The organism is Dyella silvatica (assembly GCF_026283955.1).
In the GTDB taxonomy this organism is placed as follows: Bacteria; Pseudomonadota; Gammaproteobacteria; order Xanthomonadales; family Rhodanobacteraceae; genus Dyella_C; species Dyella_C silvatica.
This window is the reverse complement of sequence record NZ_JAPDPE010000071.1, coordinates 1-26,945: the sequence shown is the minus strand read 5'-3', so window position 1 is coordinate 26,945 and position 26,945 is coordinate 1. Positions and strand designations below refer to the sequence as shown.

At 60.0% G+C, this 26,945-nt stretch carries 29 protein-coding genes, 1 tRNA gene and 5 pseudogenes; 11 read left to right on the top strand and 24 right to left on the bottom strand.

What is annotated here, in order from left to right:
• A pseudogene (locus OUZ52_RS14520) lies at nucleotides 1-451 on the top strand (cation:proton antiporter); the annotation flags it as partial.
• A 4-nt stretch (nucleotides 452-455) separates the two neighbouring features.
• Here OUZ52_RS14520 and aceA read toward each other — a convergent pair.
• Together aceA and aceB are read right to left on the bottom strand one after the other, a co-directional pair.
• Nucleotides 456-1,748 (bottom strand): isocitrate lyase, encoded by a 1,293-nt coding sequence (gene aceA / locus OUZ52_RS14515; protein ID WP_266159172.1) that lies wholly within the window; start codon nucleotides 1,746-1,748, stop codon nucleotides 456-458.
• A gap of 106 nt (nucleotides 1,749-1,854) precedes the next feature.
• A complete protein-coding gene (gene aceB, locus OUZ52_RS14510; RefSeq protein WP_266159170.1) occupies nucleotides 1,855-3,453 on the bottom strand; it encodes a malate synthase A in 1,599 nt (532 codons plus the stop codon).
• Between the two features lie 122 nt (nucleotides 3,454-3,575).
• On the opposite strand from aceB, the gene OUZ52_RS14505 reads away from it, so the two are divergent.
• Complete coding sequence (locus OUZ52_RS14505; protein ID WP_266159168.1) at nucleotides 3,576-4,613, top strand: LysR family transcriptional regulator; 1,038 nt, start codon at nucleotides 3,576-3,578, stop codon at nucleotides 4,611-4,613.
• A gap of 42 nt (nucleotides 4,614-4,655) precedes the next feature.
• On the opposite strand, the gene OUZ52_RS14500 is transcribed toward OUZ52_RS14505, so the two are convergent.
• From OUZ52_RS14500 to OUZ52_RS14460, 9 genes and pseudogenes are all read right to left on the bottom strand, one after another.
• Nucleotides 4,656-5,291 carry a LysE family translocator gene (locus OUZ52_RS14500; RefSeq protein ID WP_266159167.1) on the bottom strand — a complete coding sequence of 212 codons (636 nt, stop codon included), beginning with the start codon at nucleotides 5,289-5,291 and terminating at the stop codon, nucleotides 4,656-4,658.
• A 13-nt stretch (nucleotides 5,292-5,304) separates the two neighbouring features.
• On the bottom strand, nucleotides 5,305-5,898 hold the full coding sequence (locus OUZ52_RS14495; protein ID WP_266159166.1) for a 1-acyl-sn-glycerol-3-phosphate acyltransferase: 594 nt from the start codon (nucleotides 5,896-5,898) through the stop codon (nucleotides 5,305-5,307).
• Nucleotides 5,895-6,317, bottom strand: a complete 423-nt coding sequence (arfB, locus tag OUZ52_RS14490; RefSeq protein ID WP_266159163.1) for an alternative ribosome rescue aminoacyl-tRNA hydrolase ArfB — start codon at nucleotides 6,315-6,317, stop codon at nucleotides 5,895-5,897. The genes OUZ52_RS14495 and arfB overlap by 4 nt, the downstream gene beginning before the upstream one ends.
• Nucleotides 6,318-6,410: 93 nt before the next feature.
• Nucleotides 6,411-7,112, bottom strand: coding sequence for a pseudouridine synthase (locus OUZ52_RS14485; RefSeq protein ID WP_266159161.1), 702 nt, complete (start codon nucleotides 7,110-7,112; stop codon nucleotides 6,411-6,413).
• A 106-nt stretch (nucleotides 7,113-7,218) separates the two neighbouring features.
• Nucleotides 7,219-8,816: pseudogene (ubiB, locus tag OUZ52_RS14480) on the bottom strand (2-polyprenylphenol 6-hydroxylase).
• A gap of 5 nt (nucleotides 8,817-8,821) precedes the next feature.
• Complete coding sequence (locus tag OUZ52_RS14475) at nucleotides 8,822-9,472, bottom strand: ubiquinone biosynthesis accessory factor UbiJ (RefSeq protein ID WP_266159158.1); 651 nt, start codon at nucleotides 9,470-9,472, stop codon at nucleotides 8,822-8,824.
• Nucleotides 9,473-9,672: 200 nt separating this feature from the next.
• Nucleotides 9,673-10,137 carry a tRNA (uridine(34)/cytosine(34)/5-carboxymethylaminomethyluridine(34)-2'-O)-methyltransferase TrmL gene (gene trmL, locus OUZ52_RS14470; protein WP_266159156.1) on the bottom strand — a complete coding sequence of 155 codons (465 nt, stop codon included), beginning with the start codon at nucleotides 10,135-10,137 and terminating at the stop codon, nucleotides 9,673-9,675.
• Nucleotides 10,138-10,343: 206 nt separating this feature from the next.
• Nucleotides 10,344-10,547, bottom strand: coding sequence for a hypothetical protein (locus tag OUZ52_RS14465; protein WP_266159153.1), 204 nt, complete (start codon nucleotides 10,545-10,547; stop codon nucleotides 10,344-10,346).
• 25 nt (nucleotides 10,548-10,572) lie between these two features.
• Entirely contained in the window at nucleotides 10,573-10,728 is a 156-nt protein-coding gene (locus OUZ52_RS14460) for a hypothetical protein (protein WP_266159152.1), read from the bottom strand.
• A 335-nt stretch (nucleotides 10,729-11,063) separates the two neighbouring features.
• Between OUZ52_RS14460 and OUZ52_RS14455 the strand changes: the two genes are divergently transcribed.
• A complete protein-coding gene (locus tag OUZ52_RS14455) occupies nucleotides 11,064-13,937 on the top strand; it encodes a M16 family metallopeptidase (RefSeq protein ID WP_266159151.1) in 2,874 nt (957 codons plus the stop codon).
• A 153-nt stretch (nucleotides 13,938-14,090) separates the two neighbouring features.
• Nucleotides 14,091-14,504 (top strand): DUF4156 domain-containing protein, encoded by a 414-nt coding sequence (locus OUZ52_RS14450; RefSeq protein ID WP_266159150.1) that lies wholly within the window; start codon nucleotides 14,091-14,093, stop codon nucleotides 14,502-14,504.
• Nucleotides 14,505-14,625: 121 nt separating this feature from the next.
• Here the strand turns inward: OUZ52_RS14450 and OUZ52_RS14445 are convergent, their stop codons facing one another.
• From OUZ52_RS14445 to OUZ52_RS14390, 13 genes and pseudogenes are all read right to left on the bottom strand, one after another.
• Nucleotides 14,626-15,051, bottom strand: a complete 426-nt coding sequence (locus OUZ52_RS14445) for a F0F1 ATP synthase subunit epsilon (RefSeq protein WP_266159148.1) — start codon at nucleotides 15,049-15,051, stop codon at nucleotides 14,626-14,628.
• Nucleotides 15,052-15,174: 123 nt separating this feature from the next.
• Nucleotides 15,175-16,587 (bottom strand): F0F1 ATP synthase subunit beta, encoded by a 1,413-nt coding sequence (gene atpD, locus OUZ52_RS14440; protein WP_266159147.1) that lies wholly within the window; start codon nucleotides 16,585-16,587, stop codon nucleotides 15,175-15,177.
• Nucleotides 16,588-16,665: 78 nt separating this feature from the next.
• A pseudogene (locus OUZ52_RS23035) lies at nucleotides 16,666-16,824 on the bottom strand (F0F1 ATP synthase subunit gamma); the annotation flags it as partial.
• A gap of 93 nt (nucleotides 16,825-16,917) precedes the next feature.
• Nucleotides 16,918-17,503, bottom strand: a pseudogene (atpG, locus tag OUZ52_RS14435) (ATP synthase F1 subunit gamma); the annotation flags it as partial.
• 94 nt (nucleotides 17,504-17,597) lie between these two features.
• Nucleotides 17,598-19,148 carry a F0F1 ATP synthase subunit alpha gene (gene atpA, locus OUZ52_RS14430; protein WP_266159146.1) on the bottom strand — a complete coding sequence of 517 codons (1,551 nt, stop codon included), beginning with the start codon at nucleotides 19,146-19,148 and terminating at the stop codon, nucleotides 17,598-17,600.
• A 61-nt stretch (nucleotides 19,149-19,209) separates the two neighbouring features.
• Complete coding sequence (locus OUZ52_RS14425; RefSeq protein ID WP_266159145.1) at nucleotides 19,210-19,743, bottom strand: F0F1 ATP synthase subunit delta; 534 nt, start codon at nucleotides 19,741-19,743, stop codon at nucleotides 19,210-19,212.
• A gap of 3 nt (nucleotides 19,744-19,746) precedes the next feature.
• Complete coding sequence (locus OUZ52_RS14420; RefSeq protein WP_266159142.1) at nucleotides 19,747-20,217, bottom strand: F0F1 ATP synthase subunit B; 471 nt, start codon at nucleotides 20,215-20,217, stop codon at nucleotides 19,747-19,749.
• A 111-nt stretch (nucleotides 20,218-20,328) separates the two neighbouring features.
• Nucleotides 20,329-20,595: a F0F1 ATP synthase subunit C gene (gene atpE / locus OUZ52_RS14415; RefSeq protein WP_266159141.1), complete on the bottom strand. Its 267-nt coding sequence runs from the start codon at nucleotides 20,593-20,595 to the stop codon at nucleotides 20,329-20,331.
• Nucleotides 20,596-20,714: 119 nt separating this feature from the next.
• Nucleotides 20,715-21,401, bottom strand: a complete 687-nt coding sequence (locus OUZ52_RS14410) for a FoF1 ATP synthase subunit A (protein ID WP_425493854.1) — start codon at nucleotides 21,399-21,401, stop codon at nucleotides 20,715-20,717.
• A gap of 3 nt (nucleotides 21,402-21,404) precedes the next feature.
• On the bottom strand, nucleotides 21,405-21,770 hold the full coding sequence (locus OUZ52_RS14405) for a hypothetical protein (protein WP_266159140.1): 366 nt from the start codon (nucleotides 21,768-21,770) through the stop codon (nucleotides 21,405-21,407).
• Between the two features lie 248 nt (nucleotides 21,771-22,018).
• Complete coding sequence (locus OUZ52_RS14400) at nucleotides 22,019-22,411, bottom strand: phasin family protein (RefSeq protein WP_266159138.1); 393 nt, start codon at nucleotides 22,409-22,411, stop codon at nucleotides 22,019-22,021.
• Nucleotides 22,412-22,565: 154 nt separating this feature from the next.
• On the bottom strand, nucleotides 22,566-22,928 hold the full coding sequence (gene queD / locus OUZ52_RS14395) for a 6-carboxytetrahydropterin synthase QueD (RefSeq protein WP_266159136.1): 363 nt from the start codon (nucleotides 22,926-22,928) through the stop codon (nucleotides 22,566-22,568).
• A gap of 354 nt (nucleotides 22,929-23,282) precedes the next feature.
• A tRNA-Met gene (locus tag OUZ52_RS14390) sits at nucleotides 23,283-23,359 on the bottom strand.
• Nucleotides 23,360-23,541: 182 nt separating this feature from the next.
• Here OUZ52_RS14390 and OUZ52_RS14385 point away from each other — a divergent pair.
• From OUZ52_RS14385 to OUZ52_RS14355, 7 genes and pseudogenes are all read left to right on the top strand, one after another.
• Nucleotides 23,542-24,105: an RNA pyrophosphohydrolase gene (locus tag OUZ52_RS14385; protein ID WP_266159134.1), complete on the top strand. Its 564-nt coding sequence runs from the start codon at nucleotides 23,542-23,544 to the stop codon at nucleotides 24,103-24,105.
• Between the two features lie 62 nt (nucleotides 24,106-24,167).
• Entirely contained in the window at nucleotides 24,168-24,365 is a 198-nt protein-coding gene (locus tag OUZ52_RS14380; protein ID WP_266159175.1) for a (2Fe-2S)-binding protein, read from the top strand.
• Between the two features lie 123 nt (nucleotides 24,366-24,488).
• On the top strand, nucleotides 24,489-24,959 hold the full coding sequence (gene bfr / locus OUZ52_RS14375; protein ID WP_266159133.1) for a bacterioferritin: 471 nt from the start codon (nucleotides 24,489-24,491) through the stop codon (nucleotides 24,957-24,959).
• A 118-nt stretch (nucleotides 24,960-25,077) separates the two neighbouring features.
• Nucleotides 25,078-25,815 carry a DUF6776 family protein gene (locus OUZ52_RS14370; RefSeq protein WP_266159132.1) on the top strand — a complete coding sequence of 246 codons (738 nt, stop codon included), beginning with the start codon at nucleotides 25,078-25,080 and terminating at the stop codon, nucleotides 25,813-25,815.
• The gene (locus OUZ52_RS14365) at nucleotides 25,815-26,237 is read left to right on the top strand and encodes a bactofilin family protein (protein ID WP_266159131.1); all 423 of its coding nucleotides are present in this window, start codon (nucleotides 25,815-25,817) and stop codon (nucleotides 26,235-26,237) included. The genes OUZ52_RS14370 and OUZ52_RS14365 overlap by 1 nt, the downstream gene beginning before the upstream one ends.
• 46 nt (nucleotides 26,238-26,283) lie before the next feature.
• Nucleotides 26,284-26,652 carry an iron-sulfur cluster insertion protein ErpA gene (erpA, locus tag OUZ52_RS14360; RefSeq protein WP_266159174.1) on the top strand — a complete coding sequence of 123 codons (369 nt, stop codon included), beginning with the start codon at nucleotides 26,284-26,286 and terminating at the stop codon, nucleotides 26,650-26,652.
• Between the two features lie 24 nt (nucleotides 26,653-26,676).
• Nucleotides 26,677-26,945: pseudogene (locus OUZ52_RS14355) on the top strand (NAD(+) diphosphatase); the annotation flags it as partial.

Below are 26,945 nucleotides of genomic sequence, written 5' to 3'. Positions count from 1 at the left end.
GCATGCGGAGCGCAACCTCGATCTCACCGGCATTGGCCGGCTACTGGCAATGTCGACGCATCGTGAACGTAACTCGCTGGCCTGCGTGCACTACCGCCGGGAATTTGGCCGCGAGAAGGTTTATCGGCTACGCAACCTGAGCCCATCCGAAGCTACCGATCGCGCCGCATTGGCGGGCAACTTGCTGGCACCGCCCTTATTTGCCGATGAGATGACCCATGGCCGCTTTATCGATCTGTTGGATCAAGGTTGGCGAATCAAATCCACCAAACTCACGACCACCTTCGACTGGAGCCACTTCATCGAGCAGTACGGCGACGAAACGGTATTGCTGTTCGGCGTCGAGGAGAAAGGCACATTGCGTGTGGTCTCGACCAAGCGCGAACTGGAGCCCAAGCCAGGCTGGAGCGTGATTGCCCTGGTGCCGCCACAAGCGACGACACCAGGGTAGGCTGTCACGCTGCGGAGGCGTGACGGGTCGGCTGGAACTGCGCCTCTTCGGTCGAACCGGTCAGCGCCGTGGTGGAAGACTGCCCCTGCTGAATCGCCTGGGTGACCTGATCGAAATAGCCCGTGCCCACCTCGCGCTGATGCTTGACCGCGGTGAAGCCGCGATCAGCGGCGGCAAACTCTTTCTCCTGCAGCTCGACGAAAGCACTCATCTGGCGGCGCGCATAGCCATGAGCCAGATCGAACATGCCGTAGTTGAGACTGTGGAAGCCGGCCAAGGTGATGAACAGGAACTTGTAACCCATCGCGCCAAGTTCTTTCTGGAAGGTGGCGATAGTGGCGTCATCGAGGTTCTTTCTCCAGTTGAAGCTCGGCGAGCAGTTATAGGCCAGCAGCTTGCCGGGGAATTTGGCGTGGATCGCCTCGGCGAAGCGGCGCGCCTCGTCCAGATTCGGCTTGCTGGTTTCGCACCAGATCAAATCAGCGAAAGGCGCATAGGCCAGACCGCGACTAATCGCCTGATCCAGGCCCGGGCGGACGCGGAAGAAGCCCTCGACCGTGCGTTCACCGGTAAGAAAAGGCTTGTCGTTGTCGTCGATATCCGAGGTGATCAGATCGGCGGCATCGGCATCGGTGCGTGCAATCAGCAAGGTAGGCACGCCGGTGACATCGGCGGCGAGACGCGCTGCATTCAACTTGTCCACCGCCTCGCGGGTCGGCACCAGCACTTTGCCGCCCATGTGGCCGCACTTTTTCACCGAGGCCAGCTGATCTTCGAAGTGCACACCGGCTGCACCGGCCTCGATCATGCCCTTCATCAGCTCGAACGCGTTCAGCACGCCGCCGAAACCGGCCTCGGCATCGGCCACGATCGGCACCATCCAGTCGATGTCGTCCTTGCCTTCGGCATGGTGCAGCTGGTCGGCGCGCAGCAAGGTGTTATTGATGCGCTTGACCACCAGCGGCACCGAGTTCGCCGGATAAAGCGATTGATCGGGATACATTTCGCCGGCCACATTGGCATCTGCCGCGACCTGCCAACCGCTGAGGTAAATCGCCTGCAAGCCGGCCTTGACCTGCTGCATGGCCTGATTGCCGGTGAGCGCGCCGAGCGCATTGACGAAGTCTTCGCTATGCAGCGATTTCCACAACCGCTCGGCACCACGACGAGCCAGCGAATGCTCCACGGCAACGGTGCCGCGCAAGCGCACCACATCCGTCGCGGTGTAGTTGCGCTGAATACCTGTCCAGCGCGTGTTGTTGGCCCAGTCCAGCGTGAGTTGTTCTGCGGTTTTCATGGTGTGGCTCCGTAAGATGTTTTCTGGAAGCAGCGTCCATCGCGAGATGCCGCGCCAAGTCGATGACGACCGTCGCGATGAACATCAATGCATAGGGGCGAGAGGTTTAAGCGAGCTTTTCGTAAGCCGGCAAGGTGAGAAAATCACCCAGCCGTTCGGCATGAGTCAGGCTGGCGAGCAAGGCGGCGGCCTCGTCGGCGCGCTTGGCGCCGGGCAGGTCACTCGCGCGCAGGCGATGGGTATGGGTCGCCAGCGCGTGGTCGAACAAGACGAAGTTGATCGGTGCGTGATCGGTGAATTCCACCTCGCCGTGATGCAGCCATTGCCACAGTTGCGAGCGGGCGATTTCCGCGGTGGCAGCGTCTTCCATCAGGTGATGAATCGGCACGCAGCCCTGGCCGTCCAGCCAGGCAGCGGTGTAGCGCAATGCCACTTCGACGTTGTTGTCGAAACCGGCGCGGCTAATGGTGCCGGCACACGGGGCGATCAACTGATCGCGCGTTACCGTGACATCGGCGCGGGTCACGTTGAGTTGATTCGACGATGGCATATAGCGATCAAAAATCTCCTGCGCCACCGGCACCAAGGCCGGGTGCGCCACCCAGGTGCCATCGTGGCCAGCCTGCACCTCGCGCAGTTTGTCGGCGCGCACCTTGGCCATCGCCGCCTCGTTGGCGGCCTCGTCGCCGCGAATCGGAATCTGCGCGGCCATACCACCCATGGCGAACGCGCCGCGGCGATGACAGGTTTGGATCAACAACTCCGAATAGGCCTTGAGGAACGGCACCGTCATCAACACCTGGCCACGCTCGGGCAACAGGCGGTCACGATGACCGCGCAAGGTTTTCAGGTAGGAGAAGATGTAATCCCAGCGTCCGCAGTTGAGCCCGACCACGCGACCGCGCAGCGCATGAAGAATTTCATGCATCTGAAACACCGCCGGCAACGTCTCGATCAGCACCGTAGCCTTCATCGTGCCGATGGGCAGACCGAGTTCCGTCTCGGCAGTGGACATCACCTCGTCCCACAACTGCGCCTCCTCCATGGCCTCCAACTTGGGCAAGTAGAAATACGGCCCCTGGTCACGGGCGTGCAGTGCATGCGCGTTGTGGAAGGCGAACAGCCCGAAATCAACCAGTGCGCCCGCCATCACTTCGCCATCGACGGTGAGGTGGCGCTCCGGCAAATGCCAGCCACGTGGCCGCACCACCAGCACCGCAGGGTTTGCGTTGACCCGGTAGTGCTTACCCTCCGCTGAGCGGTAGTCGATGCTGCCATTGACCGCGTCACGCAGATTGATCTGACCCTCGAGCTGGTTGAACAGGCTCGGTGCCGATGAATCTTCAAAATCGGCCATGAACACTTTCGCGCCGGAGTTCAGCGCGTTGATGATCATCTTGCGCTCCACCGGGCCGGTGATCTCGACCCGCCGGTCGCGCAAGGCGGCCGGGATCGACGCCACCCGCCAATCCGACTCGCGGAGGTTGCGGGTGTCGGCGCGAAAATCCGGCAAGACACCGGCGTCATAGCAGGCCTGGCGCTCTTGCCGCTGCTTCAGCAACTGACGGCGACGCGCATCGAAACGGCGATGCAACTGGCCCAGAAAAGCCAAGGCTTCGGGGGTGAGGATGACGTCGTGGCCTGGGGCGACCGAACCGTGCACCTGCACCGGGTGGATGACAACGCGTTCCTTGGGGATGGCCATGATGGTCTCCGTGCTGTGATGGGTCCAAGCTAGGTCACGGAGTTAGACTTTGACAAAGCAAATGTTTCAATCTTTCGTATTAGTATTATCAATAGATACGCTAACGTATTGAGATTACAGCCATGAAAGATGCTGATAAGAAGCTGAGCAAGCCAAAAAAAGCACGTCGTGGCACCTCAAAGGGGCGCGGCAAAGGAGGGCCAGCAGCTGATGAAAGTACTCGGTACTACTACAAGGGCAATCGCCAGAAGCAGCTGCGCGCCTTTGTCTACACCGTCAAGCTGGGCACGCTGACCCGCGCCTCGGAAGCGCTGTATCTGTCTCAGCCAAGCGTGAGCCTGCAGCTGCAGGCGCTGGAACGCGAGCTGGGGATATCTCTGCTGGAACGCAACCGGCGCCGCATCAACCTCACCGACGCCGGCGAGATCCTCTACGACATGGCACGCCCACTGGTCGAGGGCTGGGAGAACATCGATCGCGATTTCCAGGCCAAGGTCAAAGGCCTGCAATCGGGTCGGCTAACCATTGCAGCTGGCAGCTCCACCATCCAGTACCTGTTGCCGGAACTGGTACGCCGCTACCGCGAACGTTTTCCTGCGGTGCAATTGCAATTGGCCAATGTCACCGGCAAGGACGGCATGGCCCTGCTACGTGCGGATGAGGCCGATTTTGCCGTCGGCTCCATGCTGGACGTGCCCAATGACATTACCTGGGCACCGGTTTACCACTACGACCCGATGCTGATCACCCCGCTGGATCACCCCTTGGCCAGCCTGGCCTCGGTGACGCTGCAGGATCTCTCGCCTTACGGCCTGATCCTGCCGCCACAACGGCTATCGACGTATCGGCTGGTGGATCTGGTGTTTCAGCAGCGTCAGGTGCCTTACCATGTGGCGATCGAGGTCGGCGGCTGGGAGGTCATCAAGGAATACGTGGCAATGGGCCTGGGCATTTCCATCGTTACCGGCATCTGCATCACCGAGTCGGATCGTAGCCGTTTAGCCGTCCGCAACCTGAAGCAATATTTCCCACAACGAAGCTACGGAGTCGTAGTGCGCAAGGGCAAATTTCTCAGTGCCGAGGCGCTGGCCTTCATCGACCTGATCCGACCCGGCCTATTGAACCGCGAATACGACGAGTCGGGGCATTCGCAGCGTTAAAGGGTGCCTAGAGCCTGTGCAAAGGCGCTCTATCGCTCGTCTTTATTTCTGCCGCTGCAGTGCCAGCCTCACACCGAAACCAAGTAGCACGCCACCACAGACCCGATCCATCCAAAGACCTATGCGCGGACGCCGCTGCAACAAGCTGTGGATATGCGAGCCTGTCAAAGCCAGCACCGTCGACCAAATCAGCCCGATACCGATAAAGCTCAAACCAAGCACGAGCAGGCCAAGCTGCGGATGAGCCGCGTGCCGATCGACAAATTGCGGCAGAAACGCCAGATAGAACAACGCCACCTTGGGATTGAGCAGATTGGTGAGCATGCCTTGCCGGAATGCCGCAGCAAGGCCTCGGCCTCGGGTGACCGTGGACTCACGCACCGCCTGCCGGGTCATCAGCATGCGCAGGCCAACCCAGATCAAATAAGCCGCACCCAGGTATTTCAGCACCGTAAATGCCCATGCCGAAGTCATCAGGATCGCGGAAATACCGAACACCGCCGCCATGGTATGCACCAGACAGCCGGCATTGATACCCAGCACCGCTCCCATGCCCACGACGCGACCTTCCCGGCCACTGCGCGTGAGCACATAGAACGTGTCCAACCCCGGTGTCAGAACAAGCGCGATGCAGGCGAGCAGGAAAGCGTCGAAGTGCTGAATACCCAACAGATCCACGGCATCTCCGAGGTCAATTCGCGTTGCGATGTTTACCGCGATAGGGCGAAAACATTGCCCGAATCGTCACCATGTCGGCGTCGTGATCGGCACTGGCATGCACCAGCGGGCCGAGCGTAAACGTCTTGCTTGGGTAATCGATAAACAGCGGCTGGATCGGCACGTTGGCGCTATGCGCAATGCGCAGAAAACCTGACTTCCAATGAGTGACTTTTTTACGCGTGCCTTCGGGCGTGATGCCTAGCCACATCTGCTCGTGCTCGTTAAAGCGCTCGACCATTTGATCGACGACGTTCAGCGCCGCGCTGCGATTGATCGGGATCATGCCGATGGGCCGCAGGATGATGCCAAGCGGGCCATCCAGCACTTCGCGCTTGATCATGATGCTGATATTCACCCCAAGCCCAATCTTCATCAGCAAGCCCCACACCCCATCCCAATACGATGAGTGCGGCGCACCGATCAGGATCAACTTGGGCACATCAGGGAAGTGGCCGATCAGGCGCCAGCCTGAAAGGCGTAAGGCGCCGCGAGCCAACCACGGCCAAAAGCGGCTCTTGAGCTTGGGTGCCTGTGCCGGGGCGGGCGGCAAAATGGACCGGGTCATTCATGGCTCCAGTCGCGTGAGCGAGTCTGCTTGATCTTGCCGCGTTGCTGCTTGCCGACAAGACGGCGTTCTTTCGAGGCACGGCTAGGCTTGGTGGCGACACGCTTCTTTGGCGCAACCAAGGCAGCGCGAATAACCTCGACCAGCCGCTCGCGCACGTCATCACGGTTGCGAGCCTGGTCGCGGAAGCGCCGCGCCTGGATCACCAATACACCTTCGCTGGTCAGCCGGCGGTCGCTGCGCGCCAGCAAGCGCGCACGCACCTCTTCGGGCAGCGATGGTGAATTCAAAACGTCAAAACGCAACTCGACTGCACTTTCCGTGCGATTGACATGCTGCCCGCCGGGGCCGTCGGCGCGCAGAAAGCGCTCGACCAGCTCCGTTTCGGCAATAGCGATGGAAGGACTGACGATCAACATGAGGCGTAGTCTAGCTGGCGAAGGCGCAGTAACGGAGACTCCGGCATGCACCACGCTGCCGCTGCCCCAAAGAGCGCAAGCGCGTAGCGCAGCTCAATCGGGCAAAGCCCAGCCGAATCGCTCCAGCAGCGCGCTGTAGGCGGCATCCAGCGGCGCGTCGATGCGCATTTTGGCACCGCTGAGTGGATGCGCAATATGCAGCCGCCACGCGTGCAACAACATGCGGTGACAGCTGAAATATTGTTTGTAAAGCCGATTGTGATCGCTACGCCCATGCTGGCAATCGCCAATCACCGGGTGATGCAGGTGTGCCAGATGCTTGCGAATCTGCCGAAAGCGGCCGGTCTCCGGCTCGGCCAGGACCAGTGCGTAGCGTTGCTGTGGATAACGACCAAGCTCGATCGGCACTTCTTTGGTGGCAAGGCTTTGATAGCGCGTGCGTGCATCGCGGCGCGGGCCGTTATCACGCGAGCCCGGCAGGGGGTAATCGATCACCCCCTCGATCGGCTCCGGCCAGCCGCGCACCACCGCCAGATACTGTTTGTGCACGTCACGCCCCATGAATTGCTCACCCAGGGCGGCGGCCACTTCGCTGCTGCGGGCAATCAACAGCACGCCACTGGTTGCGCGATCCAGCCGGTGAGCGAGGTATACCGTGCCGCCGATCTGCTCGCGCAGTAGATCGATCAGAAATTCTTCGGCATTGCCGACCATTTTTGATCGATGCACGGCGAGGCCCGCGGGCTTATTCACCGCGATCAAGGCATCGTCTTGATAAAGAATTTCCAGGGTCATCGTGACATCACTTCGGTGGCATGCGCCTGATGCTTGCTGACCAAGCTCGGGAAATACGCAGAGTTATAAGCAGGGGGCACTGCCCCTGCCAAGATCAGGCAAGGCACTAACGTCGCGGCCAACCATACACAAAGGCCAGCAAGCCAGCGATGGCGGTGCTTGACGGCAGCCAGATGTCATGTCGCGGCGCGAGCGTCCACAGCAGGGTGGTAGCTATCCATAAGCTGCCGCCGAGCAAACAGCCTGCGAGCAATCGCCTGTTACGCCCTGCGTCTTCCCGCTGCTGCTGCAAGGCCTGCGGATCACTGATGAATCGCTGCTCGCCGCGCGCCACCTGCTGCAATGCCTCGCGAACCAGTTCAGGAAATTTGGGCGCGGCGTGAAACCACTCCGGCAAGCGCTTACGCATTTCGCGCAGGGTGCGCCGCGGGCTATAGCGCTCACGCAGAATGCGGGGTCGAGCATGCGGCCGACACCTTCGATATTGAGCAATGTTTTCTGCAGCAAGATCAGCTGCGGCTGTAAAACCAGCTCAAAGCGGCGGGCGGTCTGGAACAGCTTGACCACCAGCTCGGCCAGCGAGATCTGCGATAGCGGACGAGTGAAATATGGCTCGCATACCGTGCGCACCGCCGCCTCCAGTTCATCGAGCCGCACGGTGCCCGGCATCCAGCCGGCATCAATGTGCAATTGAGCGATACGGGCGTAATCGCGCTCGAACAAGGCGATGAAATTTTGCGCCAGCCAATACTGATCGGCTTCGGGCAGCGAGCCCATGATGCCGAAATCGAGTGCGATGAAACGCGGCTCCTGCGCTCGCGAAAGATCGACCCAGATATTGCCTGGGTGGGCATCGGCATGGAAAAAGTTATCGCGGAACACCTGCTCGTAAAATACCCGCACACCTTTGACAGCGAGTGCTTTGCGGTCGACACCGGCAGCCTCGATGGCAGCGATATCGTCGCAACTCACCCCATGCACGCGCTCAAGGGTCAACACGCGCTCGGCGGTCAGGTCCCAATGCACCTCGGGCACATAAAGATCGACACCGCTTTCGAAGTTGCGCCGCAGCAAGCTGGCGCTGGCGCCTTCGCGTTGCAGATCCAGCTCGTTTTCGAGCATCTTCTCGACTTCGGCCACCACATCGAGCGGACGAATCTTGTCGGCGTTCGGATGCCAGCGCTGAGCCAGCTCACCCAGCGAGCGCAGCAAACGCACGTCGCGTGCGATGCGCCCATCGATACCGGGGCGCAACACTTTCACTACCACCTGACGGCCATCATGCAGGGTGGCCGCATGTACCTGGGCGATCGAGGCTGAGGCCAACGGAGTTTCGTCGAAGTGCGCAAACAACTGGGTGACTGCGGCCTTCAGCTGCTGCTCGACGATACGCCGCGCCTCGCTGCCGGCGAATGGCTCTACTTGATCTTGCAATAAGGCCAGTTCGTCGGCGATATCTGCCGGCACCAGGTCACGGCGGGTCGACAGCACCTGACCTGCCTTGACGAAAATCGGCCCGAGCTCGGTCATCGCCAGACGCAATCGCTCACCGCGCGGCAGATGCTTCACATCGCTGCGTGGACGCGCCAACAAAGGACGCAACAGCTTCAGTGGACGAAACAAATGCGTGGCGTCGACGAACTCATCCAGCCGGTAGGCGAGCAAGACCGACGCGACGCGCATCAATCGCGGCACCACTTTCAGCGGCGTCACGCGGAAGGCCTCTTCAGCCGCTGCTCTAATCGCACCAGCCGCGACTCCAGCCGCTCGCTGCGTTCGCGCAGACTATCGACGCCATCGAGGAACCCCTCGACTTCGCCGGGCGCCAGCGCAATGCGCGCCTCCTCGCGTAACCAGTCGGCACCATCTTCGGTGAGATGACTGGCAGTTTCGCGCGCATGGGCCAAACCCTTGCGCACCGCCTTTGCCAGCGGCACCCCGAGCACATCGCCAAAGGTGCGCGCGAAAGCTTCTTCGAAATCAGGGGCAAAGTTACTGGCCAGCTTTTCCAATCGACGCGCCAGCTCGGCGTCACCGGCAATCTCGACCTTGCCCGGAGCGACCCCGTCATCACCACGGCGCAACAGCATGGCCAGCAAACTCCCGGGCGTGGCAGCAACCCGCAGATGACTATCGTCCCGTGCCGGGCCGACCTTGAGCCGGCTGTCTGCCACCGTGACCGCCAACGCAAGTTCAGGACCGCGCAGATGCAGTTGCACGCTACGGCCATGCAACGCCGCCAGCCGTTGCTTGGTGTCGGGATCCAACGACAACGCGTGATTCAGAGCGGTTTCGAGTGCGCGACCAGCCATGGCACGTAGCGGCTGCGGTAAAGCGGGGCGGGAGACAGGATCAGTCATGCCCGACATTGTAGCCGGGCTACTTGGTGCCGGGCTCGTTTCAGATCGGCACTCGTCTTCAAGGCGGCTGCCTGCGCATAGGGCGACAAAAGTGACGCCGCAGCGGTTTTTCGCCGGATAGACGCTATGGCATGCCTGCCCCAGCGATGACCGTCGTATCGAGACAGTTTGTCGCGGCTGCCGAGGTGGCTTGACGCGATTTAGCTGGCGCCGGCAAAACCAAGCTGTCGCCATGCCTCATATACCGCCACAGCAACTGTATTGGAAAGGTTGAGGCTGCGGCTGTTGGGGCGCATCGGCAAGCGCAACCGCTGCGATTCGGGCAGCGCATCCAACACATCGGCTGGCAAGCCGGCGGTTTCACAGCCAAACAACAAGGCATCGCCTGCTTCATGCCGCGCGTCGACATGGGCGACGCGACCGCGTGTGGTGTAGGCAAACACACGTGTTGTCCCGATGATACTCAGGCAACTGGCGAGGTCGTCATGTACGGCGAGTTGCGCGTACTCGTGATAATCCAGACCGGCACGGCGCAAGCGGGCGTCGTCGAGTTCAAAGCCCAGCGGCCGAATCAGGTGCAGCGAAGCGCCCGTATTAGCGCAGAGGCGAATGACGTTGCCGGTGTTCGGCGGAATTTCAGGGCGATAAAGGATGACATGCAGCATGCGGCCATTATCGTTGAAATGGGCGAGATGAGTGAGGAACGGGGAAGATCGTAGGAAGCACGAGCTGGAAAGCAGGCGTAAGAACCGAGCAACCAAACAAGATCGAGAAAGAACGGGGCGCTAAAAGCATCGATCAAATTTTGCGTTCCCCGTTCCCTATTGCCGGTTCCCCGCTCTCAGCTCCGTTTCCTGCGTCAGCGCCGCCATCAGTTATAGCTCCGTGGGCAGACCACGCCGTCGGGGGGCAGCATGCAACTGGTCGGGGCGGCGATCAGCAGCTGGGCTGCGCTGCCTTTGGCGGCCAGTCGCAGGGCTTCGGGAGAGGCGCCCATCATCGCCGCAAGGGTCAGGCCGCAGACCAGCAAGCAGGCGCCGAACAGGCCGCGCAACATCAAGGTTTCGAAATTCATGGTGTATCTCCAGAGCACTAAGGGGTTACGCGCCAGCGGAAGCGTTCGACGCGGCGCTCAGTAGTTGGCCTTGGCTGGCGGCGGCATCGGGCGCGGCATTCAGCATCGCGACCAGGGTCAAACCGCAGATCAACATGCAGGCGACGAACAGGCTGCGCAGCATCAGGGATTCGAATTTCATGGTCTTTCTCCGCTTGGTTTGAGGTGGTTTCACTTAGTACTAGGCAAGTGCCGTGCCAAGTCGAAAAACATCCATAACAAGCTGATTTAAATCAATTTAGCTATCGATCACTGATGCGCATTAATTGTCCGCGGACAGTGCCCATCCGCTTCCGGACAGCTGCGCGGACAAACCAGACACACGGTCACGCACAGGCCCTTAGCCGACGCATCGCAGCCACGCTGAGCACATGAAGCTGTCTTGGGGTGGCACTAATGCCCCTGACCATGGTCATTTGCGATCCACCCGCCACATCACTAGCCTCGACGGGTTATTCCGCGAAATGGAGATCCACCATGGCAAGATCCCTCACCCTGTTCGCCACCGCCCTGATGACACTGACAGGCGGTGCTGCGCTGCCGGCCTCGGCAGCACCTGCGACACAGGCTATCCCCGAGATCGCCTATAGCCGCTTCACGCTGCCCAACGGCCTTACCGTGGTGGTGCATGAGGACCACAAAGCGCCTGTCGTCGCCGTAAGCATCTGGTATCACGTCGGCTCTGGCGACGAGCCGAAGACCAAGACCGGTTTCGCTCACTTGTTCGAGCATCTGATGTTCTCAGGCTCGGAAAATCACAAGAGCACCTATTTCCAGCCGTTCGAACTGGCTGGCGCCACCGACATGAATGGCACCACCTGGTTCGATCGCACCAATTACTTCGAGACCGTACCGACCACCGCGCTGGACATGGCGCTATGGATGGAATCCGATCGCATGGGCCACCTGCTCGGTGCGATCGGGCAGAAAGAGCTGGACACCCAGCGCGGCGTCGTGCAAAACGAAAAGCGCCAAGGCGAGAACCGCCCCTATGGCCGCGTGGATCAGAACATTCTGTCCAACACTTATCCGTCCAATCACCCTTATCAGCACGACACCATTGGTTCGATGACCGATTTGAACGCGGCCTCGCTGGCAGACGTGAAGCAGTGGTTCCACGATTACTACGGCGCCGCCAACACCACCCTGGTCATGGCCGGTGACATCACCGTGGCGCAAGCCAAAGAGAAGGCCGCCAAGTATTTCGGCGACATTCCCGCCGGGCCGGCCGTGCCGCGACAGCAGGCGTGGATCACCCCGCTGGAGAAATCCACGCGCGGCGTGCAGCACGATCATGTGTCACAACCACGCATTTACCGCACCTGGGTCGTGCCGCAGTTGGGCACCGATGATGCAGTGCTGCTGGATATCGCCTCCAGCGTGCTCGGCGGCGGTAAGACATCGCGGCTTTATCAGCGACTGGTTTATCAAGACAAATTGGTCGACGACGTCTCTGCCAGTGTTTCGCCGTTCGCCTTGGCCGGCCAGTTCCAGATTCAGGCAGACGTGAAGCAAGGCGTCGATCAGGCCAAGGTCGAGGCGGTGATCGCCGAAGAACTGCAGCGATTCCTCGCCGAGGGCCCCACCCAGGATGAGCTAGACCGCGTCAAAGTAGGCAGTCGTGCGAGTTATATCCGTGGACTGGAAAAAGTCGGCGGCTTTAGCGGCAAGGCGGCGATTCTTGCCGAAGGTCAGGTTTATCGCGGCGATCCGGGCGCCTATAAGAAAGACCTGGCCGTGGCCGATGCCGCTAGCGTGAGCAACGTGAAGGCCATCGCCAACAAGTGGCTGAGCAAAGGCGATTACCTGCTTACCGTGCTGCCGGCGGGCAAGGACTTTAACCCGGATATCGAGGACGCCAAGGTCATTGCGCTCGGTGCAGCCAAAGGCCGCCCTGAAGCCAAGCTTCCGCCCGCACAGGAGTTCAGCGTGGCCAAGAGCGATATCGATCGTGCCAAGGGCGTGCCGCAGGTCAATCAGTTCCCTGACCTGAGCTTTCCCAAACTGGAACGCGGCAAGTTGAAGAACGGCATCGAAGTCGTGCTGGCGCAGCGCCACACGATCCCGGTGACGCAAGTCCTGCTGATGTTCGACGCCGGATATGCCGCCGATCAAGGACGCAAACTGGGCACCGCCAGCTTCACCAGCGCCCTGATGAACGAGAGCACCAAGCAGCTCGACTCGGTGGAAATTTCCAAGCGCAAGCAGCGTCTTGGCGCGAGTACCGCCGTCGGTTGCGGCCTGGACAGCTGCTCGGCCTCGCTCGATGCATTGAACGATCAGTTGCAACCATCACTCTCCCTGTTCGCTGACATCGTGCGTAACCCGGCCTTCAAGGCGGACGACATCGAGCGTGTTCGCGGGCAATGGCTGGCCGGTATCGCGCAGGAAAAAACCCAGCCAACAGGGCTGGCCCTGCGCACGCTACCGCCCTTGCTGTATGGCACGGGCCACGCTTACGGCATTCCGTTCACAGGCAGCGGTACCGAGTCCGCGATCATGTCGATCACTGCGAACGACCTGACGAGCTTCCAGCATGATTGGCTACGTCCAGACAACGTGAAGATCATGGTCGCCGGCGACACCACCTTGGCGCAGATCATCCCGCAGCTGGATGCTGCTTTCGGCGACTGGAAAGCGCCCGACACCGCCGTACCGAAGAAGAACATCGGCAAGGTAGCCGCACAGACCAAACCACGGGTTTTTCTCATCGACCGTCCGGATGCGCCGCAGTCGCTGATTCTCGCTGGCCTGTTGGCACCCTCGAGCAAGTCGCCTGATGAGCTGGTGCTCGATGTCGCCAATGGTGCCTTTGGCGGCAGCTTTACCTCGCGCCTCAATATGAATCTGCGCGAAGACAAGCGTTGGGCCTATGGTGCCTTCAGTTTCATGCGCGATGCGATCGGACTGCGTCCTTTCCTTATGTATGCACCGGTGCAGACCGACAAGACCGCAGAGTCTGCGAATGAAATACTCAAAGAGTCCGTTGCTGTCGTCGGCAACAAGCCTTTGACCGAGCAGGAGATCGACAAGATCAAAGTCTCGAACATTCGTGGCCTGCCAGGTAGCTTCGAGACGACTTCGGCCGTGCTTGGGGCGATGACCGAGATCGTGAAGTACGGCCGTCCAGATGACTATGTGCAGACCTTGAAGCAGCGCACCGAAGCCATCAAGCAAACCGCCGCTGAAACTGCCATCAAAGAAGTCGTGAAGCCCAATGCGTTGACCTGGGTAATCGTTGGCGACCTCAAGAAGATCGAGCAACCGGTGCGTGCCCTCAAACTGGGGGAGGTTCAGGTCATCGACGCCGATGGCCATCCGGTCAAAAGCGGTGCGCCGTCGGGCAAGTAAGCGATGAACTCACCCCGGCCTCGGCGCCGGGGTGAGCCATTCGGGCACCGTACTCGGGACGGATTCACGCGCTCGCGTTAGGATGAGGGCCGGGCGGATCACTGCCGGCCTTTTTGCTACCTGCCTTTCTATGTATCTATAGCGGAGCTATTCATGCGCAAGACCCTGCTGCTGCTCGTTCCTACCCTCTTGCTCGGCGCCTGCACCTGGGGCATCACTCTCGACGATGCGGCCAAGAGTGTGCGCACTGCCTGGAATGGTGACGTATCGGCCTGCCAGGACCTGGGCAAGGTCACGGTCTCGGTGGCCAGCCGCGTGGGCCCGGTCAGCCGCAACGACATCAAGGTACGCGACGAACTCGAAGTGATGGCCCGTAACGAGGCGGCCAAAATGCACGCTGACACCATCAAACCGTTGGGCGAACCAGTCGATGGCTCTCAGCCCTGGGGCGCCTACCAATGCGGCGCGCACCTGCCAACGACCAATCGTACCCCGGCCAATCAGCCAGCCAAGCCGGCATCACCGGCGGCAGGCAGTGCCGAGACGTTTCCTGTCAAAGGCAATTAAATCTCCGGCCTCACCGTGTTCAAAGGGTGGTGCTTGCTTTTTTACTTGCCTTTTTATAAGGCGATAACGCAAAAACGCCGGCAAAAGCCGGCGTTTTTGTTAGCGCGCTAACGTTCGGCAATCAATGCTTGAGGTTCTTCCGCAGACGCTCCAGCGCCTGCAGCTGAGTCAAGGCCTGCGCCAACTTGGCCTGCGCCTCGGCAATCTCAACCACGTCGGTACGATTGGCGAGTGCCTCCTCGGCTTCTTGCTTGGCGCGCTGCGCTGCAGCCTCGTCCAGATCGGAGGCACGGGCAGCGGTGTCGGCCAGCACAGTGACGACCTGCGGCTGAACTTCAAGAATGCCACCGGAGACCCAGAACTGCTGGCGCTCGCCATTGGCCAGCACCACGTCGACGTGGCCCGGCTTGAGGCGGGTAATCAGCGGAGCGTGGCGCGGCGCAATGCCAAGCTCGCCCATCTCGCCGGTAGCGACGACCAAGGTCGCTTCGCCATGGAAAATCTCGGCTTCGGCACTAACGATGTCGACACGGAGGGTATGGGTCATAACGTTGTCTCGCTTCGCTCGACGGGAATGGGAAACGGGACATCGGGAATCAAAGCGCGCGTCGTTGTTGCTATCGCCGCGCCACTCCCGATGTTCACCTCGGCTCGATCATTCTCGACTCGATCAGGCGGCCTTCTTGGCGCCCATCTCTTCGGCTTTCTTCATCGCTTCGTCGATGCCGCCGACCATGTAGAACGCCTGCTCCGGCAGGTGATCCACATCGCCGTCCACGATCATCTTGAAGCCACGGATGGTTTCTTTCAGTGGCACGTACTTGCCCGGCGAACCGGTAAACACTTCGGCTACGTGGAACGGCTGCGAGAAGAAGCGCTCGATTTTGCGCGCACGCGACACGGCCTGCTTGTCTTCTTCCGACAGCTCGTCCATGCCGAGAATCGCGATGATGTCCTTCAATTCTTTGTAGCGCTGCAGCGTGCCCTGCACTCGACGGGCAACGTCGTAATGCTCGGCGCCGATCACGTTCGGATCGAGCTGACGGCTGGACGAATCCAGCGGATCCACGGCCGGGTAGATACCCAGCGACGCGATGTTACGCGAGAGCACCACGGTCGCATCCAAGTGAGCGAAGGTGGTGGCCGGCGACGGATCGGTCAAGTCATCCGCGGGCACATAGACGGCCTGGATCGAGGTAATCGAGCCGGTCTTGGTCGAGGTGATGCGCTCTTGCAGCACGCCCATTTCCTCGGCCAGCGTCGGCTGGTAACCCACCGCCGACGGCATACGGCCGAGCAGCGCGGACACTTCGGTACCGGCCAAGGTGTAACGGTAAATATTGTCGACGAACAGCAGCACGTCACGGCCCTTGCCGGAAGCGTCTTTGTCGTCGCGGAAGTACTCGGCCATGGTGAGGCCGGTCAGCGCGACGCGCAGGCGGTTGCCCGGCGGCTCGTTCATCTGACCATAGACCATCGCCACTTTGTCGAGCACGTTGGAGTCTTTCATCTCGTGGTAGAAGTCGTTGCCCTCACGGGTACGCTCACCCACGCCGGCGAACACGGACAAGCCCGAGTGCGCCTTGGCGATGTTGTTGATCAGCTCCATCATGTTCACGGTCTTGCCGACGCCGGCGCCGCCGAACAGGCCGACCTTGCCGCCCTTGGCGAACGGGCACATCAGGTCGATCACCTTGATGCCGGTTTCCAGCAGATCGTTGGCGGCAGCCTGGTCGTCATAGCTCGGCGCTTCGCGATGGATCACCCAACGATCTTTTTCGCCGATCGGGCCGGCTTCGTCGATAGGATTGCCGAGCACGTCCATGATGCGGCCCAGGGTGCAAGTACCGACCGGCACCTTGATGCCTTCGCCGGTGTTGCGTGCCAGCAGACCGCGCTTGAGGCCATCGGTAGAACCGAGGGCGATCGTACGCACGATGCCGTCACCGAGCACCTGCTGGACTTCCAGCGTGATCTCGGTGCCGTCGATTTTCAGCGCGTCGTAAACCTGCGGCACCTGATCGCGCGGAAACTCCACGTCGATAACCGCGCCGATGATCTGTACAACTTTGCCCTGACTCATGGATGTGCTCCGATAGATCTTTAGTGTCTGTAACGGCGCCGCGATGCGTCGCCATGAATGAATGGTGCGTAGCGGTCTTTAAACAGCTGCTGCGCCGCCGACGATTTCCGAAATTTCCTGCGTGATCGCGGCCTGACGCGCCTTGTTGTAAACCAGCGTCAATTCACCAATCACTTTGTTCGCGTTATCCGATGCGCTCTTCATTGCCACCATGTGTGCCGCATGCTCGCTGGCAATCCCAGTCATGCGACTGTTCGAGCTTGAGACCGGCCACCGGCCAGTTCGGCGTGCTTTCGCCCTTGTCGCTGGCGGCCGCCATCTCCGAAGCCACCAACGGCAACGGCAACAGCGCTTCCACGGTGGGCTTCTGCGTCATGGTGTTGACGAAGTCGTTGTAGGCAAGAAACACGCGATCGAGCTTGTTCGCCGTATAGGCGTCCAGCACCACCTTGATCACGCCGATCAACTGCTCCAGCTTCGGCTTCTCGCCCAAGTGGGTGACGCTGCCGATCAGGTTGACGCCCTTGATGCGACGGAAGAACTGCACGGCCTTCTGGCCCACCGCCAGTACGTCGACTTCGACGCCCTTGTCTTGCCATTCGCGAATCGCGGGCAACATCCGGCGCAGCAGGTTGGAGTTGAGGCCGCCGCAGAGACCGCGGTCGGTGGTCACCACCACATAACCCACGCGGGCAATCTTTTCGCGCTCTTGCAGAAACGGATGGCTGAAGTCGGTGCTGGCCTGCGCAACATGCGCAATCACCTTGCGCATCTGCCGCGCGTAGGGCCGCGAAGCCTTCATCAGATCCTGCGCCTTGCGGATCTTCGAGGCCGAGACCATTTCGAGCGCGCGCGTGACTTTGCGCATGTTCTGCGTGCTCTTGATCTTGGTTTTGATTTCGCGTCCGCTTGCCACGTTTGCCTCAACCTTTTGGGTTTTTGCGATCCCGGTTCACTGCCCGGAGTGCGATACAACCGTCTCACCGAGACGGCTGTACACCTTGGAGCTCTTACCAGCTACCGGTTTTCTTGTACTCGTCGAGCGACGATTTGAAGGTCGCTTCGATGTCGTTGTTCCAGTCACCGGTAGCAACGATTTTCTTCATCAGCTCACCGTGGTTCTGCTGCATGAACGCGTGCAGACCCTTCTCGAACGCCAGCACTTTGTTCACCGGCAGATCGTCGAGGTAGCCCTTTTCAGCAGCGTAGACCGACAGCGCCAGATCAGCGATCGACAGCGGCGCGTACTGCTGCTGCTTCATCAGCTCGGTAACGCGCTGACCGCGGTCGAGCTGGGCACGGGTCGCCGGATCCAGATCCGAAGCAAACTGCGCAAACGCAGCCAATTCGCGGAACTGAGCCAGGGCCAACTTCACACCGCCGGACAGCTTCTTGACGATCTTGGTCTGCGCGGCACCACCGACGCGGGACACCGAGATACCGGCGTTCACGGCCGGACGAATGCCGGCGTTGAACAGATCGGTCTCAAGAAAGATCTGCCCGTCGGTGATCGAAATCACGTTGGTCGGCACGAAGGCGGAAACGTCACCGGCCTGCGTCTCGATGATCGGCAACGCGGTAAGCGAACCGGTCTTGCCCTTCACTTCGCCGTTGGTGAACTTCTCGACGTATTCCTCGGACACGCGGGAAGCGCGCTCGAGCAAACGGGAGTGGAGATAGAACACGTCGCCCGGATAGGCTTCGCGGCCCGGCGGACGCTTCAGCAGCAGCGAGATCTGGCGGTAAGCCACGGCCTGCTTGGACAAATCGTCATACACGATCAGCGCGTCTTGGCCGCGATCGCGGAAGTACTCGCCCATGGCGCAACCGGAGTACGGTGCGATGTACTGCAGCGCTGCCGACTCGGAAGCCGAGGCCACCACGATGATGGTGTTGGCGAGCGCACCGTTCTCTTCGAGCTTGCGCACGACGTTGGCGATCGACGAGCGCTTCTGACCGATGGCCACGTACACGCACTTAATGCCGGAATCTTTCTGATTGATGATCGCGTCGATAGCCAGCGCGGTCTTGCCGGTCTGACGGTCACCGATGATCAGCTCGCGTTGACCGCGGCCAATCGGAATCATCGAGTCGACCGACTTGTAACCGGTCTGCACCGGCTCGTCGACCGACTTACGCCAGATCACGCCCGGCGCGACTTTCTCGATCGCGGAGCTGTGCGGCGTATTGATCGGGCCCTTGCCATCGATCGGATTACCGAGCGAGTCGACCACGCGGCCGAGCAAGGCTTCGCCGACCGGCACTTCGAGAATGCGGCCGGTGGTCTTGGCGGTATCGCCTTCGCGCAGATGCTGGTATTCACCGAGCACCACCGCGCCGACCGAGTCGCGCTCAAGATTCAGTGCCAAGGCATAGGAGCTGCCCGGCAGTTCGATCATTTCGCCCTGCATCACGTCGGCCAGACCGTGAATGCGCACGATGCCGTCGGAGACACTGATGATCGTGCCCTCGTTGCGGGCTTCCGCGCCGAGCTTGAACTGCTCGATGCGGCTCTTGATCAGTTCACTGATCTCAGAGGGGTTCAGAGTGGTGCTGGACATAGGTCGTTATCCTTGGGTTCGCGCCGTATTCAACGGCACCCGATGATTTTTAAATCTTGTGTCAGTGCGTCAGCGCGCTGGCAAGCCGCGTCAGACGTCCACGTGCGGAGCCATCGATCACTTCGCTGCCGGTATCGATCACCACGCCACCCAGCAGCGAGGCATCGACCTGGGTTTCCAGTTCGATCTCGCGCTTGAAGCGGCGCTTCAGCGAGGTCTTCAGCAGTTCGGTTTGCGCCGAATCCAGGGCCATCGCACTGGTCACCTTGACCAGCAACTGCGATTCCGACTCACGCTTGTAGCTTTCGTACAGGTCAGCCACTTCCGGCAACAAAGCCATACGACGATGCTCGGCAACTTCGCCGAGAAACTTCGCAAAGGGCGCATCGCTGGCCATGCCCTGCGGCAAATGCAGCGCGACCAACTGTGCCGGCAGCACCCGTGGATCGCTGCCGAGGCCGGCGACACGTGCATCTTTTGCCACTTCCGCGGCAAAGATCAGCGCATCTGACCAGGCGGCCAGTGCGCCGCTCGCATGGGCCAGCTCGAACGCAGCACGTGCATACGGACGGGCGAGAGTGATTGCCTGAGCCATGGCTTAAATCTCGGCAGCTAGCTGATCGAGCATGGCCTTGTGAGCCGACGCATCGATTTCACGCTGCACGATCTTCTCGGCACCCTGGATGGCTAAACGTCCCACCCAGCCACGCAGCTCTTCGCGGGCGCGCTGCTGCATGCTGACAATCTCGTCCGCAGCCACAGCCTTCAGACGAACCGCTTCGGCGACGGCGTCGGTACGAGCCTTGTCGACGATTTGGTTAGCCTGCTGCTGAGCCTTGTCGATGATCTCGGTCGCTTGCTGACGTGCCTGCTTGATTTCGACTGCCACTTTGGCGTCGGCATCTTTCAGCTCGGCGCGCGCGCGCTCGGCAGCGGCCAGACCTTCGGCAACCTTTTTCTGCCGTTCTTCGATCGCGTGATTAAGCTGCGGCCAAATGAACTTGGTGGTAAACCAGACCAGGATGGCAAACGACACCATTTGGCCCAGGAAAGTCAGATTGATATTCATGAGCTTTCCAATAACTCCCGAACGCGTTGAACCTGCTTGTCATCGCAACGTTTGACGGCTGCGATGACACGAATCTGCTTCGACCGGCCTATTTAAGGCCATCGATACCGATTAGTGCGGCAAGACGCTGATCAGCGGGTTCGAGAAGGCGAACAGCAACGCCACGGCCAGACCGATAATGAACGCAGCATCGATCAGACCAGCGAGCAGAAACATGCGGCCCTGCAGCAGCGGAACCAGCTCCGGCTGACGAGCAGCCGACTCAAGGAACTTGGAACCCATGATGGCGATACCCAAGCAAGCGCCCAGGGCGCCCAAGCCGATGATGATACCGATGGCGATGGCGGTCAGGCCCTGCACGTGTGCGATGAGTTCCATGGTGTTCTCCTGTAAATCAGTAAAGGGTTGTTGGCTAGAACGAAACGAAATGAAGCGAAATCTGAAGGTGAAGCGTTAGTGGTGTTCGCGTGCCGTCGCGATGTAGACGATCGTCAGCATCATGAAGATGAACGCCTGCAGCAGAATGATAAGAATGTGGAAGATCGCCCATGCATGGCAAGCGACACCGGCTTAGACAGGTATTCCACCAGGTTCAACAGAAAGTTGAACGGCACCAGGATGATCTTGACCACCGTGTTGTCTGCATGAAACGGCGCCGTCATCAGCTCTTTGCCGAAGCCGAGCGCGCCTTTGGCTTTCATGCCATGGGCAATGATGATGAAGAACACTGCCAGGGCGAGGCCCACGGTCGTGTTGATGTCGGCCGTTGGCACCCAGCGGAAGAACGTGTGGTGAGCGACTTCTTCACCAGCAAGCGTCTTGACGCCCCAACCCGGAGCATCGAGGGGCAACAGATCCATGGTGTTGAGGAAGGTCACCCACATGAAGATCGACAACGCCAGCGGCGTAATCGTCCGGCGGTCACCATGAAAGGTGTCCTTGACCTGGGTGTCGACAAACTCAACGATAATTTCAACAAAGGCCTGGCCTTTGGATGGCACACCGGAGGTTGCTTTGCGGGCCTTCAGCCAGAACCACAGGCAGAACACTGCCCCCAGCACAAACGATACCAACAGCGAATCCACATGAATCTTCATGAATGCGCCGTCACCCAAACTCACAACATTGTGATTCAGGTGATGCTGGATGTATCCGGTTAGACCGCCCTGCGGCTCACTTGCCATGTCTCAACCCTTGAATCTAAATGCCAGCAGATTTATTGCGTAAGCAGCCACCAGCCCCGTTATGGCAGCTAGCGGCGGCAATTTGAATTGACCCAGGATAACGACCAGTCCCCCGAGGATCGCCATCCATTTCAAGACCATACCCGACATCAGGCGACCCATCGTCATGCCGCCACCGCCTAATCCGGCGAAAGTACGCGCAGCCAACAACGCAGTACCCAGCGCCACAATCCCGGCGCCTGCAAAGGCCGCCAGCGCTTCGCGGCGTCCTTGCATCAGAAAGGCGAGACCCACCAGAGCCGCCATGGACAATTGCAGCAAGATAATGCGCAATGCAAGACGACGCCCAGAGGCAAGACTATTGAGCACGTGAAGCTCCCGCGCGGATTCGCACTAGGCGGCACCATTCCAACAACGGGCCACGGTCCAATCCCCAAAAGTATATCAGCGCGGCACTTACAGCGACAAGCCGACGCACCTGCGACATCTTGTCCTGTTCAAGCATCGATCGCCCGCGACTAACCGGCTAAACAAGGCGGGCAAAGAAAAGGCCGGACTTAAAGTCCGGCCTTTTTCGCAACGCATAAAGTTGCGATGCAGCTCGATGAATTGAGCGATTACTTTGCGGCAGCAGCCTTCTTGACCGCAGCGACCGGCGCAGCAACGGCTTCGTTGGCCGCCTGCTGCTGTTCCTGCACGAGCGCATTCAACGACTCGGCGGTCTTCTGGGTCACAGCAATGATTTCCTGGGTCACGGCAACGGCGCGCTCAGCATTCTCGCGGTTCAGGCTGGCACCCTTTTCCCACAAAGTGCGCAGGCCATCGGCGTCACGGGTTTCCAGAGCCTCGCTGATGAAATGCGTGGTGGCCTGGCCCTGCTTCTCGAGCGCACCCAACTGCAGCTCGGCGAGCTTTTCCAGACTTTTCAGAACCAGGGACTGCGCCTTGAATGCGCTGTCGGCCAGCTGCTTGGTGTAGGCAAAAACTTGGGAGTTGATTTGCTGCGTCATGGCTTTAGTCCCTCGAACGGGAATGTGATTGGTGAGCAGAAGCCTAGCAGGATTTTTGTGCGTTGCAATATATTTTTTGTGAAAGCATCTACACATCTATAAATTTGCAATTACTTCAAAGTCTTACAGGGTGGTGTCACAATCTTGCAATGCGTCAAAAGCTGTCCCGAGTGCAGCTGGCGCCCGAGGTACAGGTCTCGTGCACGACCACCTTATCCAGCCCCGGCAAGCCTGGCTCAAGATGCGCCCAGATCCAGCGCGCCAGCATTTCACTGGTTGGATTCTCCAGCCCCTCGATGTCGTTGAGGTAATGGTGATCGAGCCGCTCATAGAGCGGCGCAAACGCCGTCTTCAAGTCGGCAAAGTCCATCACCCAACCCAACCTGGGATCCGGCTCACCACTGACATGGATCTCGATACGAAACGAGTGACCATGCAGCCGCGCGCACTTGTGCCCGGCCGGCACGTTGGGCAAGCGGTGAGCCGCCTCGATCTGGAAAACCTTGAAGATATGCATGTCATTACTCTTGCAGGAGCAGCTCGGCAAAACACTAGCCAGCCAGCTAGACGGTACACGCCGAAACACCAGAGAAAAGAATCTAGAAACCCTGACTAACGCAGAAAAGGAGCCGCACTGTTTGCGCACTGACATCCAACGCAAGCCAGAATGCATCCGCGGAAAGATCAAGATCATACGCGACACCCAGGCAACAGCCACCGCACCAGATATCCGCTCGCTACGGCCGTGTATCCCCGGAATTTCCAGAGGCGGGACAAAGATGGGGCCATACGACATCAAAGTCCGAAACCGCACATCAAAGCGCCTCGCGAGTGATCTGCGAGACCGCCTGAGACGGAGGGGACCGAAAAGTGGTGGCTAGAGGCGGGATCGAACCGCCGACCTCAGCATTATGAGTGCCGCGCTCTGACCAGCTGAGCTACCTAGCCACGAAAACCTGCTATCGAGCCAAATCACATTTGATTCGGTCGAGGGCCGCGCAGTTTAGTCGGCTCGCCAGTTCGGTTCAAGCCCACTGGCTTGCCGCCGCTTCGGGCGCTGTGGTTGAATCAGTCACGGGTCGTAGCGCAATCACAGCATAATCTCGCGCTGACGGGCCCCAGGAGGCGACATGATCGACGTTGATGGCTACCGTCCAAATGTAGGAATCGTACTGCTGAACGCAGACGGCCAACTGTTCTGGGCGCGCCGTGTCAATCGTGATGGCTGGCAGTTCCCCCAAGGCGGCATGCGCAGCGACGAAACACCGCTGGAAGCCATGTACCGCGAGCTGGAGGAAGAAACCGGCCTTTGCGCAGGGCATGTTGAAGTACTCGCCAGCACCCGCGGCTGGCTGCGTTACAAGCTGCCCAGCCGCTACGTACGCCACCATCAACGTCCCACCTGCATCGGCCAGAAGCAGGTCTGGTTTCTGCTGCGGCTGGTGAGCAGCGAAGATGCCCTGCGACTCGATGCCTGCGAGAAACCGGAGTTCGATATCTGGCGCTGGGTCGATTTCTGGTATCCGGCCGCACATGTGGTCAATTTCAAACGCCAGGTCTACGAACGCGCCTTGCGCCAGTTCGCCCCCTTGGTGGAAACCCTGCTCCGCGTCGAACTGGGCGGACTTCCGCACCCCTGCAACGCCGACGCCGAGCACACCGCCAATCCCGGCAAGGATTGCGCAGCGGCCTGAGCGAGCAACTGGCGCGCAGTCACTAGTTGACAATCATTCGCATTCGCGTTCTTATACGCGTCATGTATATCTGCCTGTGTAATGCCGTCACCGACCATGACATCCGCCGCGTTGCGGCCGATGGGGTGCATAGCTTTGCCGAACTGCAGGCGCGCACGGGCTGTTCCGATTGCTGCGGCTGTTGCGAACAAGAAGCGCGGGCCACGCTGGATAAAGCGGTTTCACAGATGCTCCATCAGCTGCCGGTCCTGACCGCCTGAGCCCGTGTCGCGCGGTTGCTGCGGTAGGCATTCACGCAGCAAAAACCACTCCCATTCTCGTTTCACCATCGCTGTTTGAGACTACGTATAGTCACGGCTGAATAACTACAGCCGGAGACTGCCATGAAAGGCGACGCCAAGGTCATCGAGTTCCTCAACAAGGTGCTCTACAACGAACTGACCGCAATCAACCAGTACTTCTTGCATTACCGCATGTTCAAAGACTGGGGTTATGGCGAGCTGGCTGCGCACGAGTACAAAGAATCCATCGAGGAAATGAAACACGCCGATCATCTGATCGAGCGCATTCTGTTTCTCGATGGCCTGCCGAATCTGCAGCATCTCGGCAAACTGCGTATCGGCGAAAACGTATTGGAATGCATCCAGGGCGATCTGGATCTGGAACTGGCCGCGGTAAAAGATTTGCGCGATGCCATTGCTTACAGCGAAGGCGTGGCCGACTACATCAGCCGCGACATGTTCAAAACCATCCTGCACGACGAAGAAGAGCACATCGACTGGCTGGAAACCCAGTTCAGCCTGGTCAAGGACATCGGTGCCGAACGCTACTTGCTGAGCAAGATCGAAAGCTGATTCCCCACAGCACCTGCCCCGCCCCCGCCCAGCCTCAGCTCGGTCAAGTTGTGGACCGGTTCCTTGACGCTCGTGTTGTGGCGGGGCTATACCTTGGCTTTTCTCTGGAACAGCCTGCATGGCTTCACGACCGCCACCGCGCCTTGTGGTGCGCCAGCACGACGACGCCGATCCGCGTCGTCGTTTGCTGTGGTTAGCGCTGGGCTGGCTGGTCAGTCTTCTGCTTTGCGGCTTTATCGTCAGCAATCTGGTACGGCGGACCACGCCAGCCGCTATCGATAAGCGGCAAACACGCGAGCTGACCGAGCAAAATGAGGCCCTGAAGCAACAGGTCGCCAACCTGCAACGCTCGCAGCAAGTGACCGACATCGCGACCCGCGCCCTGCAGGGCACCATGGCCGAGCGCGAAGAAGAGATCAACGGATTGCGCGCGGATCTGGGCTTCTACTCGCGGTTAGTCGGTAGCGACGCCCAGCGCCAGGGCCTGAAGGTGCAAGAGATCCGCCTAAAGCCCGTGGCCGATGCGCATGCCTGGGATATCAGCCTCAGCCTGACCCAGAACGCCAAACGCGGCGAAGAAATCAGCGGCAAAGTCACCCTCAGCGTCGAGGGTTTGCGCGGCGACAAGGTGCAACGACTGGAATGGCCCGCGCTGGGCGACGCCGCGCAAAAAGATGGCCTGCCGTTTCACTTCAAATATTTTCAATCGCTGCATGCCACCTTCGTGCTGCCAGCGGATTTTCACCCGACCCGTCTGCTGATCAAGGCTCAGCCCGATGGCGATGAGGCCACCAACCGCGCGGCGGCGTGGACTGAGGCCTTGTCCGGCGACACTACTACTCAGGGGAACCCGTAATGTTTAATCGCAAACCTGCCGAACGCGGCAACCATGCCAGTCACGACACCAGCCTGATCGCCCACGGCACGGTCATTCGTGGCGACCTGCGCTTTCGTGGCGCGTTGCATCTCGATGGCCGCATTGAGGGCGCCGTGCTGGCCGAAGGCGACGACGCCGTATTCACCCTCAGCGAACACGGCCAGGTGCAAGGCGAGATCCGCGTCCCACATGCCGTAATCAACGGACAGGTACAGGGCGATATTCACGTCAACCAGCGACTGGAACTGGCACCGCAAGCGCGCATTGCCGGCGATGTGCACTACCAGACACTGGAAATGGCCGCCGGCGCCCAGGTGAATGGCCGCATTACCCATCGCCTTGCCGAAGAAGCCATGCACGAACTGCCCTCCCCTCAGGTCAGCGAAGCGATGCCCGCCTGAACGCGCTATGCTTGCGTTCGCCTCGCTGCAGCCCCATATCCGCGCCATGGAAACCATCGTCTCTATCCCTGACTACCGCAACGCTGTTGCTCCGCTGGTGTTTACCGCGGCGGCAGCGCATAAGGTGCATGAATTGATCGTCGAGGAAGGCAATCCGGCGCTGAAGCTGCGCGTATATATCAGCGGCGGCGGCTGCTCGGGGTTCCAGTACGGGTTCACATTTGACGAAGCACAGGCCGAAGACGACTTCGCGCTGGATCGCGAGGGGGTCACCTTATTGGTCGATCCGCTTTCGCTGCAGTATCTCACTGGCGCGGAGATCGACTACTCCGAAAGCCTGAGCGGCTCGCAGTTCGTCATTCGTAACCCGAACGCCAAGACCACCTGCGGCTGCGGCTCTTCGTTCTCCACCTGAGCCACCCTCCATCAGCAGGCCTGCATGACCTTGCCGCGTCCCAACACTTTTGCTGGCCTAAGCCTGGTACTTGACCGCGTTTCCGAACGCCGTGACGAGTCAGAATGGGTGAGCGCACAAGCCGCATTGTCCGATGCGCGTTTTTTATTGCTCGATGCCCTGGGCGAGGCCTATTTGCTGCCCGGCCAGGAAACATTGCGTTGGCTCAATACCAACGAACGCGAGCAATGGCTTGGCGATGTGCGCGCCAGCCTGCTCGGCATTGCCGGGCAACAGCCGCATTTTTTGCTGAC

Bases quoted from the DNA above. Each gene is read 5' to 3' on its own strand.
- aceA (WP_266159172.1), bottom strand. From the start codon at position 1,748: ATGAAAACCGCAGAACAACTCACGCTGGACTGGGCCAACAACACGCGC.
- aceB (WP_266159170.1), bottom strand. From the start codon at position 3,453: ATGGCCATCCCCAAGGAACGCGTTGTCATCCACCCGGTGCAGGTGCAC.
- OUZ52_RS14505 (WP_266159168.1), top strand. From the start codon at position 3,576: ATGAAAGATGCTGATAAGAAGCTGAGCAAGCCAAAAAAAGCACGTCGT.
- OUZ52_RS14495 (WP_266159166.1), bottom strand. From the start codon at position 5,898: ATGACCCGGTCCATTTTGCCGCCCGCCCCGGCACAGGCACCCAAGCTC.
- arfB (WP_266159163.1), bottom strand. From the start codon at position 6,317: ATGTTGATCGTCAGTCCTTCCATCGCTATTGCCGAAACGGAGCTGGTC.
- OUZ52_RS14485 (WP_266159161.1), bottom strand. From the start codon at position 7,112: ATGACCCTGGAAATTCTTTATCAAGACGATGCCTTGATCGCGGTGAAT.
- OUZ52_RS14475 (WP_266159158.1), bottom strand. From the start codon at position 9,472: ATGACTGATCCTGTCTCCCGCCCCGCTTTACCGCAGCCGCTACGTGCC.
- trmL (WP_266159156.1), bottom strand. From the start codon at position 10,137: ATGCTGCATGTCATCCTTTATCGCCCTGAAATTCCGCCGAACACCGGC.
- OUZ52_RS14465 (WP_266159153.1), bottom strand. From the start codon at position 10,547: ATGAATTTCGAAACCTTGATGTTGCGCGGCCTGTTCGGCGCCTGCTTG.
- OUZ52_RS14460 (WP_266159152.1), bottom strand. From the start codon at position 10,728: ATGAAATTCGAATCCCTGATGCTGCGCAGCCTGTTCGTCGCCTGCATG.
- OUZ52_RS14455 (WP_266159151.1), top strand. From the start codon at position 11,064: ATGGCAAGATCCCTCACCCTGTTCGCCACCGCCCTGATGACACTGACA.
- OUZ52_RS14450 (WP_266159150.1), top strand. From the start codon at position 14,091: ATGCGCAAGACCCTGCTGCTGCTCGTTCCTACCCTCTTGCTCGGCGCC.
- OUZ52_RS14445 (WP_266159148.1), bottom strand. From the start codon at position 15,051: ATGACCCATACCCTCCGTGTCGACATCGTTAGTGCCGAAGCCGAGATT.
- atpD (WP_266159147.1), bottom strand. From the start codon at position 16,587: ATGAGTCAGGGCAAAGTTGTACAGATCATCGGCGCGGTTATCGACGTG.
- atpA (WP_266159146.1), bottom strand. From the start codon at position 19,148: ATGTCCAGCACCACTCTGAACCCCTCTGAGATCAGTGAACTGATCAAG.
- OUZ52_RS14425 (WP_266159145.1), bottom strand. From the start codon at position 19,743: ATGGCTCAGGCAATCACTCTCGCCCGTCCGTATGCACGTGCTGCGTTC.
- OUZ52_RS14420 (WP_266159142.1), bottom strand. From the start codon at position 20,217: ATGAATATCAATCTGACTTTCCTGGGCCAAATGGTGTCGTTTGCCATC.
- atpE (WP_266159141.1), bottom strand. From the start codon at position 20,595: ATGGAACTCATCGCACACGTGCAGGGCCTGACCGCCATCGCCATCGGT.
- OUZ52_RS14410 (WP_425493854.1), bottom strand. From the start codon at position 21,401: ATGGCAAGTGAGCCGCAGGGCGGTCTAACCGGATACATCCAGCATCAC.
- OUZ52_RS14400 (WP_266159138.1), bottom strand. From the start codon at position 22,411: ATGACGCAGCAAATCAACTCCCAAGTTTTTGCCTACACCAAGCAGCTG.
- queD (WP_266159136.1), bottom strand. From the start codon at position 22,928: ATGCATATCTTCAAGGTTTTCCAGATCGAGGCGGCTCACCGCTTGCCC.
- OUZ52_RS14385 (WP_266159134.1), top strand. From the start codon at position 23,542: ATGATCGACGTTGATGGCTACCGTCCAAATGTAGGAATCGTACTGCTG.
- OUZ52_RS14380 (WP_266159175.1), top strand. From the start codon at position 24,168: ATGTATATCTGCCTGTGTAATGCCGTCACCGACCATGACATCCGCCGC.
- bfr (WP_266159133.1), top strand. From the start codon at position 24,489: ATGAAAGGCGACGCCAAGGTCATCGAGTTCCTCAACAAGGTGCTCTAC.
- OUZ52_RS14370 (WP_266159132.1), top strand. From the start codon at position 25,078: ATGGCTTCACGACCGCCACCGCGCCTTGTGGTGCGCCAGCACGACGAC.
- OUZ52_RS14365 (WP_266159131.1), top strand. From the start codon at position 25,815: ATGTTTAATCGCAAACCTGCCGAACGCGGCAACCATGCCAGTCACGAC.
- erpA (WP_266159174.1), top strand. From the start codon at position 26,284: ATGGAAACCATCGTCTCTATCCCTGACTACCGCAACGCTGTTGCTCCG.